Raw genomic sequence first — 13634 nt, 5'->3', positions numbered from 1 at the left:
GATACCACGTCCGTGTTAACACTTGCCGTCTCACCCTCCGAGACCCGGTAACCCGGTCGAGACCTGCGACAACGCTTCTCTAAACTCTTCGAGCGTGACTCCTGAAGTGCTCGCCGATCTGGTTCGGACCACGGTTGCCCGGTTGCTCGCGGACCGGGGCCTGGACACCACCGCCCTCCCCGGGCAGGTGACGGTCGAGCGACCCAGGAACCCCGAGCACGGCGACTACGCCACGAACGTCGCGTTGCAGATCGCGAAGAAGGCCGGAGTGCAGCCCCGCGAGTTCGCGACGTGGCTCGCCGAGGCACTGCTGGCCCAGGACGCCATCGCCAAGGCCGACGTCGCGGGCCCCGGCTTCCTGAACCTCACGATCGCCACCGAGGCCCAGGGCGCGATCGTCCGCGCGGCGCTGGAGGACGGCTACGGCACCGGCACCGAGCTGGGCGGCAAGCGGATCAACCTGGAGTTCGTCTCGGCGAACCCGACCGGTCCCATCCATCTCGGCGGCGCGCGCTGGGCGGCCGTCGGCGACGCGCTCGGCACGGTCCTGCAGGCCCGTGGCGCCGAGGTCACCCGCGAGTACTACTTCAACGACGCCGGCGCGCAGATCGACAGGTTCGTCCGGTCGCTGATCGCCGCCGCGAAGGGCGAGCTGCCCCCGGAGGACGGCTACGCGGGCACGTACGTGAGCGACATCGCCGCCGAGGTCCTGCGCCGCGAACCGGGTGCGCTGAGCGACCCCGAGACCGTGCGCAAGATCGGCGTCGGGCTCATGTTCGAGGAGATCAAGAGCAGCCTGCACGACTTCGGCACCGACTTCGACGTCTACTTCCACGAGGACTCGCTGCACCAGAGCGGCCGCGTCGACGAGGCGATCGCGAAGCTGAAGGCGAACGGCTCGCTGTACGAGAAGGACGGCGCCTGGTGGCTGCGGTCCACGGACTTCGGCGACGACAAGGACCGCGTCGTCATCAAGAGCGACGGCAACCCGGCGTACATCGCGGGCGACATCGCGTACCTCGTCGACAAACGCGGCCGCGGCTTCGACCTGTGCATCTACATGCTCGGCGCGGACCACCACGGCTACATCGCGCGCCTCAAGGCCGCGGCGGCCGCGCTGGGCGACGACCCGGACAGCGTCGAGGTGCTGATCGGCCAGCTCGTGAACCTCGTCAGCGACGGCCAGCCCGTCCGGATGAGCAAGCGCGCCGGCACCGTCATCACGATGGAGGACCTGGTCGACGCGGTCGGGGTGGACGCCGCCCGCTACGCCATGATCCGCTCGAGTGTCGACTCCAGCCTCGACATCGACCTCGATCTGCTGCGCAAGCACAGCAACGAGAACCCGGTCTACTACGTGCAGTACGCCCACGCGCGCACGTCGTCGATCCTGCGCAACGCCGCTGATCTCGGCATCACCCCAGGTGAGGACTTCGCGCTGCTCACCCACGAGCGCGAGGGCGACCTCATCCGCACCATCGGCGAGTTCCCGCGAGTGGTGGCCACCGCCGCCGAGCTGCGTGAACCGCACCGCGTCGCCCGTTACCTCGAAGAGCTCGCGGGCACGTACCACCGCTTCCAGCAGGACTGCCGCGTCCTTCCGCGCGGCGATGAGGAGACGACTCCGTTGCACCAGGTCAGGCTTCAGCTCGTCAACGCGACCAGGCGTGTGTTCGCCGCGGGCCTCGGCCTGCTCGGCGTGACCGCCCCGGAGCGCATGTGATGCGCGCACATCCCGCCGGACCCCGGCACGCCGACGTCATGGCGGCCGGCAGCACCGCCGGTGACCGCCCCAGCACCGCAGACCAGCTCGACTACCTGCACCCGACCGTCTGGCCCCGCAACGCCCAGCGCAACGCCTCCGGCGTCGTCGAGCTCGCGGGCGTGGACGTGCGGGCGCTGGCCGAGCAGTACGGCACCCCGTTGTTCGTCATGGACGAGCAGGACTTCCGCGCGCGTTGCCGTGAGCACGCCGAGGCGTTCGGCGACCCGACGCTCGTGCACTACGCCTCGAAGGCGTTCCTGAGCGTGCAGGTCGCGAAGTGGGTGGCGGAAGAGGGCCTCTCCATCGACGTCTGCAGCGGCGGCGAGCTCGCCATCGCCCTGCGCGCGGACTTCCCGGCCGAGCGCATCGCGTTGCACGGCAACAACAAGAGCGTTCCCGAGCTCGTCGCGGCCGTCGAGGCGGGCGTCGGCGGGGTCGTGCTCGACTCGTACCACGAGATCGCGCGCCTCGACCAGATCGCGCGCGAACGCGGTGTGGTGCAGCCGGTGCTGATCCGCGTGACGGTCGGCGTCGAGGCGCACACGCACGAGTTCATCGCGACCGCGCACGAGGACCAGAAGTTCGGCTTCTCGCTGTCCTCCGGTGACGCGGCCGAGGCGGTGCGCCGCGTGCTCAAGGCGACCGGCCTGAAGCTCGTCGGCCTGCACAGCCACATCGGCTCGCAGATCTTCGACGCGTCCGGCTTCGAGGTCGCCGCGCGCCGCGTGATCGGCCTGCTCGCCGAGATCCGCGAGGAGCACGGCGACGTCCCCACGCTGAACGTCGTCGACCTCGGCGGCGGCCTCGGCATCGCTTACACGCCGGACGACGACCCGCCCCCGCCCGCGGAGCTCGCGCGCCAGCTGCACAACATCGTGCAGAAGGAGTGCGAGCACAACGGCTTGGAGATGCCTCGCATCGCGGTCGAGCCCGGCCGCGCGATCGTCGGTCCCGGCACGGTCACCGTGTACGAGGTCGGGACGATCAAGGACATCGAGCTCGACGGTGGCGCGCGCCGCCGGTACGTCAGCGTCGACGGCGGCATGAGCGACAACATCCGCACTGCTCTGTACGACGCGGTGTACGACTGCAAGCTCGTCTCACGTGCCGCGGAGCCCGAGTCGCGGGCCGTGCTGTGCCGCGTCGTGGGCAAGCACTGCGAGTCCGGTGACATCGTGGTTCGCGACTGCTGGCTGCCCGATGACCTGGCGCCGGGAGACTTGGTTGCGATCGCTGCCACAGGGGCCTACTGCTACTCGATGGCGAGCGGGTACAACCGACTTCCACGGCCCGCGCTCGCCGCGGTGACCGATGGAGAGGCGCGGCTGCTGCTGCGCCGGGAGACCGAGGACGACTTGTTCCGTCTGGAGGTATGAAAGCCGTGAAACCGATTCGGGTCGCCTTGCTGGGGTGTGGCACGGTGGGCACGGAGGTAGTCCGGCTGCTGACGGACCAGGCCGAGGACCTCACCCAGCGCATCGGCGCGCCGGTTGAGCTCGCCGGCATCGCCGTGCGCAGGCCGAACAAACACCGTGAAGTACCGGAGCACCTGCTCACCACGGACGCCGCGGCGCTCGTGAAGTCGGATGACGTGGACGTGATCGTCGAGGTCATCGGCGGCATCGACCCGACGCGCGGCCTGCTGCTGGAGGCGCTGCGCAACGGCAAGTCCGTCGTCACGGCGAACAAGGCACTGCTCGCCGAGCACGGCCCCGACCTGTTCGAGGCCGCCGACGCGTCCGGTGCGGACCTCTACTTCGAGGCCGCGGTCGCCGGTGCGATCCCGTTGCTGCGCCCGTTGCGGGAATCCCTTGCGGGAGACCGGATCACGCGCGTCATGGGCATCGTGAACGGCACGACGAACTTCATCCTGTCCGCGATGGACGCCACGGGCGCCGGCTACGCCGAGACGCTCGAGGAGGCCTCGCGGCTCGGTTACGCCGAGGCCGACCCGACCGCCGACGTCGACGGGTTCGACGCCGCGTCGAAGGCCGCGATCCTTGCGTCCCTTGCGTTCCACACGCGCGTGACTGCGTCGGACGTCTACCGCGAGGGCATCCGCGCGGTGTCGGCGGCGGACATCGCGGCCGCCAAGGGCCTCGGCCGCACGGTGAAGCTGCTCGCGATCTGCGAGCGCGTGGTCAGCCCGTCCGGCCAGGAATCAGTCGCGGTTCGAGTGCACCCGGCGATGATCCCCAGGACGCATCCGCTGGCGAGCGTCAACGGCGCGTTCAACGCGGTGTTCGTCGAGGCAGACGCGGCGGGGGAGATGATGTTCTACGGGCAGGGCGCCGGTGGCGCCCCCACGGCGAGTGCGGTCGTCGGCGACCTGGTCGCCGTGGCGCGCAACATGGTCGCGAGCGGGCACGGTCCGCGCGAGTCGGCCTACGCCGCGCTTTCCGCGCAGCCCATGGGGAACACGCCCACCCGCTACCACATCAGCCTCGACGTGGCGGACAAGCCCGGTGTGCTCTCGCAGGTCGCCGCGGTGTTCGCCGAGCACGACGTGAGCATCGCCGCGGTGCGCCAGGAAGGGCGCATCGAGGACGCGAGCCTGGTGATCGTCACGCACGCGGCGACCGACGCCGCGCTGCGGTCCACTGTGGACAAGATCGGCGGTCTCCCCGTGGTGCGGGACGTCGTCAGCGTGATGCGGGTGGAGGGCGAAGAGTGAGCGCTGTCAGAGCAGGCTGGCCCGGTCTCATCAACGCCTACCGGGACCGCATCGAGATTCCCGAGGGCGCCGAGGTCGTGACGCTGCACGAGGGCGGCACGCCGCTGGTGCACGCCCGTCGTCTCTCCGAGGCGACCGGGTCCGACGTGTGGGTCAAGGTCGAGGGCGCGAACCCGACCGGCTCGTTCAAGGACCGCGGCATGACCGTGGCGATGACGTACGCGCTCGCGTCCGGCCTGAAGGCGGTCATCTGCGCCTCCACCGGCAACACGTCGGCGTCCGCGGCGGCCTACGCGGCCAAGGCGGGTCTGACGGCGGCCGTGCTGGTGCCCAGCGGCAAGATCGCGATGGGCAAGCTCGCGCAGGCCGTCATGCACGGCGCGAAGATCCTGCAGATCGACGGCAACTTCGACGACTGCCTGGAGCTCGCGTCCAAGACCGCGGCCGAGTACCCGGTCACGCTGGTGAACTCGGTCAACCCGGTGCGGCTGGTCGGTCAGCAGACCGCCGCGTGGGAGGTCTGCGACGTGCTCGGGCAGGCGCCGGACGTGCACTGCCTGCCGGTCGGCAACGCGGGCAACATCACCGCGTACTGGAAGGGCTACACGTCCTACGACCAGGGCCTGCCGCGCATGTTCGGGTTCCAGGCGGCCGGTGCGGCCCCGCTGGTCTCCGGTCAGCCGGTGCCGAACCCCGAGACCATCGCGACCGCGATCCGGATCGGTTCGCCGGCGTCGTGGACGGGTGCGATCAAGGCCCGCGACGAGTCCGGCGGCCTGATCGACGCCGTCACCGACGAGCAGATCCTGGCCGCCTACCGCCTGCTGGCCTCGTCCGAGGGCATCTTCGTCGAGCCGGCGTCGGCCGCGTCCATCGCGGGTCTGCTGATGACCGCCGAGGACGGCAGGCTGCCTCGCGGCTCCACGGTTGTGTGCACCGTCACGGGCCACGGTTTGAAGGACCCCGACACGGCGCTGCTCGGCACCACCGAGGTCGAGCCCGTCCCGGTCGACCCCGGCGCCGTCGCGCACGCGCTGGAGCTGGCGTGAGGTTCCTCGTCTCGGTCCCCGCGTCGACCGCGAACCTCGGTTCGGGGTTCGACGCGCTGGGCATGGCGCTCGGCATGTACGACGACGTGGAGGTGGCCGGAGGCGACGGTGTCGACGGCCTCTCGATCACGGTCGACGGTGCCGGCTCCGGTGACGTCCCGCTCGACGAGACCCATCTCGTCGTGCGGGCCGTCCGCGCCACCGGCTACACCGGTGGACTGGCGCTGAGGTGCCGCAACACCATCCCGCACGCACGGGGGCTGGGCTCGTCGGCCGCCGCGATCGTGGCGGGTGTCGTAGCCGGATTCACCCTGTTGGGTCGCGAGTTGGACACGGACGCGTTGCAAATCGCCGCCGAGTTCGAGGGGCACGCGGACAACGCGGCGGCCTCTTTGTTCGGTGGCGTTGTCGTTGCGTGGTCTGAAGGAGAGCGCTACCGCGCCGTGCGGATGGATGCGGACGCACGCGTGCGTCCGGTCGTCCTGATCCCGTCGCAGGAGTCGTCCACCAAGACCACGCGCGGCCTGCTTCCGGCCGAAGTGCCGCACGCGGACGCCGCGCACGCCGCCGGGCGCGCTGCCCTCACGGTGCACGCGCTGACGTCGGATCCGTCGGTTCTCCTTGCCGCTACTGAGGATCGACTCCACCAGAACTACCGCGAGCCCGCGTGGCCCGACACCGTTCGGGTGATCAACGATCTTCGCAAGCTCGGAGTTCCCGCCTGCGTGAGCGGAGCGGGACCCACCGTGATCGCGTTCGGCGATCTTCCTCCCGAGATCGACGTGCACGGCTTCGACGTGCGCAGACTCGACGTCGACGCCGCCGGCGTGCGCGTTCGTCCATTGGACTGACACGCCCGACCCCGGTTGTTGCATGGCGGAGGACCGGCGTCTACTCTCGGGGGCGATCAGTCACCGCGCGCACGGGCGCCGGTGTCGCGCTCGGACACTCGTTCCGAGTCGCAATCCTTTTGCGTTCCGGCTCTGTGCCGTGCGGGCGGGGCGAACGCAAAAGAGGCACCCGATCGCCGTGTGATCTGAGAAAAGTCCCGTGCTTGAGGGAAGCCGTCGTGCTTCCGTCTTCATCGGACTTGACCGCCGTTCCCCGCTGAAGTGGGAAGGCGGGTCCGCTGGGCCGCGTAGGAGGCGGGGCCTGGTCAGGAAGGACTTGTGTGACCAACACCGATTTGCTGAGCAGCGAAGTCGCAGCTGCCGCTGGTTCTGGAGCCGAGGAGAACGCTCTGTCCACCCCATCGAACGGCACGACGCCGCGCCGCCGCGCGGGTCTGTCCGGCATGGTGCTCGCTGAACTGCGCGAGCTCGCCGGCCAAATGGGCATCACCGGAACCGCAGGCCTGCGCAAGGGCGACCTGATCGCGGCCATCAAGGAGAAGCAGGGCTCCGGCGCCCCGGCGAAAGCCGAGAAGCCCGCGAAGGCCGAAAAGGTCGCCGCGAAGGCAGAGGCCCCCGCTGAGAAGCCGGCCGTCGTCAAGGCCGAGAAGCCTGTTCAGCAGCAGCTCGAGGTAACGGAGAAGCCCGTCGCGGCCGAGTCCGGCGCCTCCGACGACGCTCGCTCGTCCGAGGACGGAGGGCGTCGCGGAAACCGCCGCCGCCGTTCCGGTCGTGGCGGCGGCAACGTCGAGGGCGAGGGCCAGCCGCAGCAGGAGCAGCGTGCCGAGCGTCCCGAGAGGGCCGAGCGCGCTGACCGTCCCGAGCGCACCGACCGTGCGGAGCGTTCCGACCGCGGTGAGCGTCAGGACCGCGGTGAGCGGTCCGACCGTGGCGAGCGCTCCGAGCGTTCCGACCGCGGCGAGCGTTCTGACCGCGGTGATCGTGGTGACCGTGGTGACCGCAACGAGCGCGGCGGCCGTGACCGCAACCGCGACCGCGGCGAGCGCAACGACCGTGGTGACCGCGGGGGTGACCGCCAGGGTGGCGGCCAGCCCGACGGTGACGACGACGGTGGCCGCCGTGGCCGCTTCCGCGACCGCCGCCGCCGTGGTGGCCGTGGCGAGGAGCAGGGTGGCGGCGGAGGCCGTGGTGACCGCGAGACCGAGGTCCGCGACGACGACGTGCTGCTCCCGGTCGCGGGCATCCTGGACGTGCTGGAGAACTACGCGTTCGTCCGCACCTCCGGCTACCTCGCGGGCTCGAACGACGTCTACGTGTCGCTCTCGCTCGTCCGCAAGTACGGCCTGCGCCGCGGCGACGCCCTGACCGGCGCCGTCCGCCAGCCGCGCGACGGCGAGCAGCAGCGCCAGAAGTTCAACCCGCTGGTCCGCGTCGACAAGATCAACGGCCTGGACCCGGAAGAGGCGCGCAACCGCCCGGACTTCACCAAGCTGACGCCGCTCTACCCGAACGAGCGTCTGCGCCTGGAGACCGAGCCGCACATCCTCACCACCCGTGTCATCGACCTGGTGATGCCGATCGGCAAGGGCCAGCGCGCCCTCGTCGTGTCGCCTCCGAAGGCCGGCAAGACCTCGGTGCTGCAGTCGATCGCCAACGCGATCACGACGAACAACCCCGAGTGCCACCTCATGGTGGTGCTGGTGGACGAGCGTCCCGAAGAGGTCACCGACATGCAGCGCTCGGTGAAGGGCGAGGTCATCGCCTCGACCTTCGACCGTCCGCCGTCGGACCACACGACCATCTCCGAGCTCGCGATCGAGCGGGCCAAGCGCCTGGTCGAGATGGGCCACGACGTTGTGGTTCTGCTCGACTCGATCACGCGTCTCGGGCGTGCGTACAACCTGGCCGCGCCGGCTTCCGGCCGGATCCTGTCCGGTGGTGTCGACTCGACCGCCCTGTACCCGCCGAAGCGGTTCCTGGGTGCCGCCCGCAACATCGAGGGTGGCGGCTCGTTGACCGTCATCGCGACGGCGCTGGTGGAGACCGGTTCCGCCGGTGACTCGGTGATCTTCGAAGAGTTCAAGGGCACGGGTAACGCCGAGCTCAAGCTCGACCGGAAGATCGCCGACAAGCGGACGTTCCCGGCTGTGGACGTCGACTCTTCCGGTACTCGTAAGGAAGAGCTGCTGCTGTCGCCTGACGAGATGGCTGTCACGCACAAGCTGCGTCGGGTGCTGCACGCGCTGGACGGGCAGCAGGCGATCGATCTGCTGCTGGACCGGCTGCGGAAGTCGCGTACCAACATCGAGTTCTTGATGCAGGTCGCGAAGACGACGCCTGGGTCCGAGCAGGACTGAGGTTCGGCGTAAGTTTCACGTGAAATTGCCCCCGGTGCTGGTCGCCGGGGGCTTTTTCGTGGGGGTTCACTCGAATGCCTCAGCGGTGGTGCGCGCCGGTTCCTGGGGCTCCGCCCCAGACCTCACCCTGACCGCATTGGAAGACGGCTCGCCTGCGGCATCGCCGACCATCAGTCGCCCAGCCCGGCTGTCCAGGCCGCTCTCGCCTCGGCCTCGCGGGACTGTCAGACCTGCTCGCCAGGTTGGGTCGCGAGGGATCCAACTTCACGGGGTACCCCTGCGTCGGCCTGCGAAAGTGCTGGTCAGCGGCACCTAGCGGCAGTCGGCGGCATGCCGGTTCTCGTCGTTCTGCATCACCGTCTGGAACACCAGCCCCAGCAGCACCGGCAACCCCACCACGGCCGTGACCAGCGCGGGTACCTCCACCGCGCCCACCACGACTCCCAGGACCAGGACAGCTGCCAGGTACGGCCACCTCAGCCACCTGCGTTGCCAGGTTTGCTTCCAGCGCACGCCGCCCGACACCGCGGCGGCGACTGCCACGCCTGCCCCTGACACGACCGGTGACAGCGGCACCGTGGTCCAGGACGCCGTGATCAGCCCTGCCGACCCCATCAGGCCGAACACGGCGGCGGAGAAGAGGAACGGCACTGCCAGCCACATGAGCTGGTTCATCGGCCGCTCTGCGGTGCAGAACACGCGACACAGTCTGAGGGACAGCCGCCAACAACATGGAGCCGTATCTGGCCGAACGGCCACACCTTGCGCCGAACGGCGTATCACGGGGGTTAAGCGGCTGTGACATAAGCCACGGTAGGGGTCTGGGAACAACCGCGTTTTTGCACGTGTTGCACGGTCTGGCAAACTAAATGGTCGAGTCCGGCTCCGGTTCACCCGTTCACCAACAGGGACCCGGCGGCCATCCTTGAAAGGGACAAGATCTTGAAGACTGGCATTCACCCCGAGTACACGGTCACCGAAGTGACCTGCAGCTGCGGCAACGCCTTCACCACGCGCAGCACCACCTCGGCGTCCGAGGTTCGCGTCGAGATGTGCTCGAACTGCCACCCGTTCTACACGGGCAAGCAGCGCATCCTGGACACCGGCGGTCGCGTGGCGCGCTTCGAGGCGCGTTACGGCAAGCGCAGCAAGTAGCTGCTTTCACGGCGCCTGACCTCGGCCTTCTGGCCGGGGCGGGCGCCGTCGCCGTTTCCACGGAAACCCAACGAAAGCAGGAGACGTGTCGCAGTCGCTGGACAGCTTGCTCGCCGAGTACGACGAGCTGGAGAAGAAGCTCGCCGATCCCTCCGTGCACGCTGACCAGGCGGGAGCGCGCAAGCTCGGCAAGCGGTACGCCGCGCTCGGGCCGATCGTGCAGACGGCTCGGCAGATCGAGCAGGTCAAGAACGACCTGGAGGCGGCCAAGGAGCTCGCGGCCGAGGACCGGTCGTTCCAGGAGGAGGTCGAGCAGATCGAGGAGCAGCTCCCCAAGCTGGAGGAGAAGCTCACCGAACTGCTGCTGCCGCGTGACCCGCACGACGGCGACGACGTGCTGCTGGAGATCAAGTCCGGTGAGGGTGGCGAGGAGTCCGCGCTGTTCGCCGGGGACCTGCTGCGCATGTACACGCGGTATGCCGAGCGACAGGGGTGGAAGGTCGAGATGCTCGACGGCACCGACTCCGATCTCGGCGGGTTCAAGGACGTCACCGTCTCCATCAAGACCAAGACCGCGGTGCCGGACGGCGTGTGGAGCCGGCTGAAGTGGGAGGGCGGCGTGCACCGCGTGCAGCGCGTGCCCGTCACCGAGTCGCAGGGGCGCATCCACACCTCCGCCGCCGGTGTCCTCGTCTTCCCGGAGACCGAGGAGACCGCCGCCGTCGAGATCGACGAGAAGGACCTGCGGATCGACGTCTACCGGTCCTCCGGCAAGGGTGGTCAGTCGGTCAACACCACCGACTCCGCCGTCCGCATCACGCACCTGCCCACCGGCATCGTCACCTCCTGCCAGAACGAGCGCAGCCAGCTGCAGAACAAGGCGCGCGCGATGCAGGTGCTGCAGAGCCGGCTCGTGGCCCTCGCCGAGGAGCAGAAAGCGCAGGAGCAGTCGGACGCGCGGCGCACCCAGATCCGCACCGTTGACCGCAGTGAACGGGTGAGGACCTACAACTTCCCTGAATCACGCATCTCCGACCATCGCGTTGGGTACAAAGCGCATAACCTGGACCAGGTGCTCGACGGGGACCTGGACGCGATGGTGGACGCACTCGCCGCCGCAGACCGGGCGGAACGGCTCGCAGGCGGGTAATCCGACGTGAGAGGGGCGCGTTGTGGCCGAGATCCTGGTGAAACCGCAGACAGCGCCCCTCGACCAACCGGTCGACGTGGTCGTGGCCGGGCTCAAACCCGGCCAGACGGTCACCGTGCAGCTCTCCACGGGTGACCGTGCCTCTCATGCCGAGTTCGAGGCGGACGACCGTGGTGTCGTCGACCTGACGAGGCACGCACCGGCTGATGGCAGCTATCGAGGCGTTGACCCGATGGGGCTGTTCTGGTCGTTGGAACGCACGGGCGGCAAGGCCGGGCCCACCGTGATCTCGGTCGACGGCGTGGGGGACCGCGTCCTCGAACGGCTCGCCGTGCCCGAGGGCGTGGAGCGGCTGGAGGTCCGGGAGAACGGGCTGGTCGGCACGTTGTTCGCCCCTGAGGACGACGGAGGCGAGCTGCCGGGCGTCATCGTGCTCGGCGGGTCCGAGGGCGGTGTCCACGAGACTGACGCGGCTCTGCTGGCCGCGCACGGGTTCGTGACGTTCGCGCTCGGCTACTTCGGCATGAAGGGCCTGCCAGAGAACCTCGTCGACATCCCGCTGGAGTACTTCGGCAAGGCCATCGACTACCTGTCCGAACGCGCGGGCGAGATCGGTGTCGTCGGCAGCTCGCGCGGCGGCGAGCTGGCGTTGCTCATCGGGTCGACGTTCTCGCAGGTCAGCGCAGTTGTCAGCGTGGTCGGCAGCGGTGTGGTGACGCAGGGCATCGGGCCCGGCGCCAACCTGCTGCAGAAGCTCTCGTACGAGGCGGCGTCGTGGACCCTGAAGGGCGAGCCGCTGCCGTACCTGCCGTACGACATCGGTGACGAGCTGCGCGCGCGGATCGTGAACGGCGAACCGGTGCCGTTGCGGCTCGCGTTCAACACCGAGGACGGCGTTCCCGAGGACACTGAGATCCCTGTCGAACGGATCGTCGGGGGTGTGTTGCTCATCTCGTCCGGGCAGGACGACGGGTGGCTTTCCACGGAGCTGAGCGAGGTCGCGATGCGGCGGCTCGACGACCACGAGCACCCGTTCCCGTACGAGCACGTCGTGTATCCCGAGGCAGGACACCTGATCGCGGGCCCGCCGCACCGGCCGGCCACCGACGTGACCTATCCGGGGCCCGGTGTCACCTTCTCGGGTGGTGGTGTCCCGCACGCGACCGCGCACGCTCAGGCGAACGCCTGGAAACGGACGGTTGAGTTCTTGCGGGAGCAGCTCGGGAGCTAGGTTGTGTGCTTATGAGCGCACACTTTGATGTCGTGGTCGTGGGTGCGGGTCCCGGCGGGTACGTCGCCGCGATCCGTGCGGCTCAGCTCGGGCTGAAGACCGCGATCGTCGAGGAGAAGTACTGGGGCGGCGTCTGCCTGAACGTCGGCTGCATCCCTTCGAAGGCCCTGCTGCGCAACGCCGAGCTCGCGCACATCTTCACGCACGAGCAGAAGACGTTCGGCATCAAGGTCGACGGCACGGTGAGCTTCGACTACGGCCAGGCCTGGCAGCGCAGCCGCAAGGTCGCGGACGGGCGCGTCAAGGGCGTGCACTTCCTCATGAAGAAGAACGGCATCACCGAGTACAACGGGTGGGCCAACTTCACCGACGACCACTCGCTGACCGTCGGGGACGAGACGATCACGTTCGGCCACGCGATCATCGCCGTGGGTGCCACGACCCGGATGCTGCCGAACACGCAGAAGTCCGACCGCGTCGTGACCTACGAAGAGCAGATCATGACCGAGCAGCTGCCGGACTCGATCATCATCGCGGGTGCCGGCGCGATCGGCGTCGAGTTCGCCTACGTCATGCACAACTACGGCGTGAAGGTCACCATCGTCGAGTTCCTCGACCGGATGGTGCCGCTGGAGGACGCCGAGATCTCCGCCGAGCTGCTCAAGCGCTACAAGAAGCTGGGCGTCGACGTGCGCGTCGGCACGCGCGTGGAGTCGATCGACGAGTCGGGCGAGAAGGTCCGCGTCACGGTGTCGAAGGACGGCGCGCAGGAGGTCCTGGAGGCCGACAAGGTCATGCAGGCCATCGGTTTCGTGCCGCGGGTCGAGGGCTACGGCCTCGAGAACACCGGCGTGAAGCTGACCGAGCGCGGCGCGATCGACATCGACGGCCGCGGCCGCACGTCCGTGCCGCACATCTTCGCGATCGGTGACGTCACCGCGAAGCTGATGCTCGCGCACGCCGCCGAGTCCATGGGCATCATCGCCGCGGAGACCATCGCGGGTGCCGAGACCATGGAGCTCGACTTCGTGATGATCCCGCGGGCGACGTTCTGCCAGCCGCAGATCGCCTCGTTCGGCTACACGGAGGCGCAGGCCCGCGAGAAGGGCTTCGACGTCCAGGTCGCGAAGTTCCCGTTCACCGCGAACGGCAAGGCGCACGGCCTCGGTGACTTCGCCGGGTTCGTGAAGCTGATCAGCGACGGCAAGCACGGCGAGCTGCTCGGCGGCCACATCATCGGCCCCGAGGCGACGGAGCTGCTGCCCGAGCTCACGCTGGCGCAGCAGTGGGACCTCACCGTCCACGAGGTCGCGCGCAACGTCCACGCGCACCCGACCCTGTCCGAGGCCGTCAAGGAAGCCGTGCACGGCCTGGCCGGGCACATGATCAACTTCTGAGGTAG

General features: G+C 69.1%; 11 protein-coding genes. 10 read left to right on the top strand and 1 reads right to left on the bottom strand.

Annotated features, from left to right (window positions below):
* Window positions 1–94: 94 nt before the first annotated feature.
* The 6 genes from argS to rho all read left to right on the top strand — a co-directional run bounded on the left by argS (window position 95) and on the right by rho (window position 8696).
* Window positions 95–1723 (top strand): arginine--tRNA ligase, encoded by a 1629-nt coding sequence (gene argS / locus ACSHWB_RS07605; protein WP_439661363.1) that lies wholly within the window; start codon window positions 95–97, stop codon window positions 1721–1723.
* Complete coding sequence (gene lysA, locus ACSHWB_RS07600) at window positions 1723–3141, top strand: diaminopimelate decarboxylase (RefSeq protein ID WP_439661362.1); 1419 nt, start codon at window positions 1723–1725, stop codon at window positions 3139–3141. Before argS ends, lysA begins: the two co-directional genes overlap by 1 nt.
* Complete coding sequence (locus ACSHWB_RS07595; protein WP_439661361.1) at window positions 3138–4439, top strand: homoserine dehydrogenase; 1302 nt, start codon at window positions 3138–3140, stop codon at window positions 4437–4439. Before lysA ends, ACSHWB_RS07595 begins: the two co-directional genes overlap by 4 nt.
* A complete protein-coding gene (thrC, locus tag ACSHWB_RS07590) occupies window positions 4436–5488 on the top strand; it encodes a threonine synthase (protein WP_439661360.1) in 1053 nt (350 codons plus the stop codon). Before ACSHWB_RS07595 ends, thrC begins: the two co-directional genes overlap by 4 nt.
* Window positions 5485–6339 (top strand): homoserine kinase, encoded by an 855-nt coding sequence (gene thrB, locus ACSHWB_RS07585; protein WP_439661359.1) that lies wholly within the window; start codon window positions 5485–5487, stop codon window positions 6337–6339. Before thrC ends, thrB begins: the two co-directional genes overlap by 4 nt.
* Window positions 6340–6659: 320 nt before the next feature.
* Complete coding sequence (rho, locus tag ACSHWB_RS07580; protein WP_439661358.1) at window positions 6660–8696, top strand: transcription termination factor Rho; 2037 nt, start codon at window positions 6660–6662, stop codon at window positions 8694–8696.
* Window positions 8697–9008: 312 nt separating this feature from the next.
* Here the strand turns inward: rho and ACSHWB_RS07575 are convergent, their stop codons facing one another.
* A complete protein-coding gene (locus ACSHWB_RS07575; protein ID WP_439661357.1) occupies window positions 9009–9395 on the bottom strand; it encodes a hypothetical protein in 387 nt (128 codons plus the stop codon).
* A gap of 243 nt (window positions 9396–9638) precedes the next feature.
* Between ACSHWB_RS07575 and rpmE the strand changes: the two genes are divergently transcribed.
* From rpmE to lpdA, 4 genes are all read left to right on the top strand, one after another.
* Complete coding sequence (gene rpmE / locus ACSHWB_RS07570; protein WP_191301393.1) at window positions 9639–9851, top strand: 50S ribosomal protein L31; 213 nt, start codon at window positions 9639–9641, stop codon at window positions 9849–9851.
* Between the two features lie 85 nt (window positions 9852–9936).
* A complete protein-coding gene (gene prfA / locus ACSHWB_RS07565; protein ID WP_439661356.1) occupies window positions 9937–11001 on the top strand; it encodes a peptide chain release factor 1 in 1065 nt (354 codons plus the stop codon).
* A gap of 22 nt (window positions 11002–11023) precedes the next feature.
* Window positions 11024–12232, top strand: a complete 1209-nt coding sequence (locus tag ACSHWB_RS07560; protein ID WP_439661355.1) for an acyl-CoA thioester hydrolase/BAAT C-terminal domain-containing protein — start codon at window positions 11024–11026, stop codon at window positions 12230–12232.
* 11 nt (window positions 12233–12243) lie between these two features.
* Window positions 12244–13629, top strand: coding sequence for a dihydrolipoyl dehydrogenase (lpdA, locus tag ACSHWB_RS07555; RefSeq protein WP_439661354.1), 1386 nt, complete (start codon window positions 12244–12246; stop codon window positions 13627–13629).
* Window positions 13630–13634: the final 5 nt, after the last annotated feature.

Source organism: Lentzea sp. HUAS TT2 (assembly GCF_051853195.1).
Lineage (GTDB): Bacteria > Actinomycetota > Actinomycetes > Mycobacteriales > Pseudonocardiaceae > Lentzea.
Note: the sequence above shows the minus strand (reverse complement) of the source record. Positions and strands in the feature narration are given on the sequence as shown.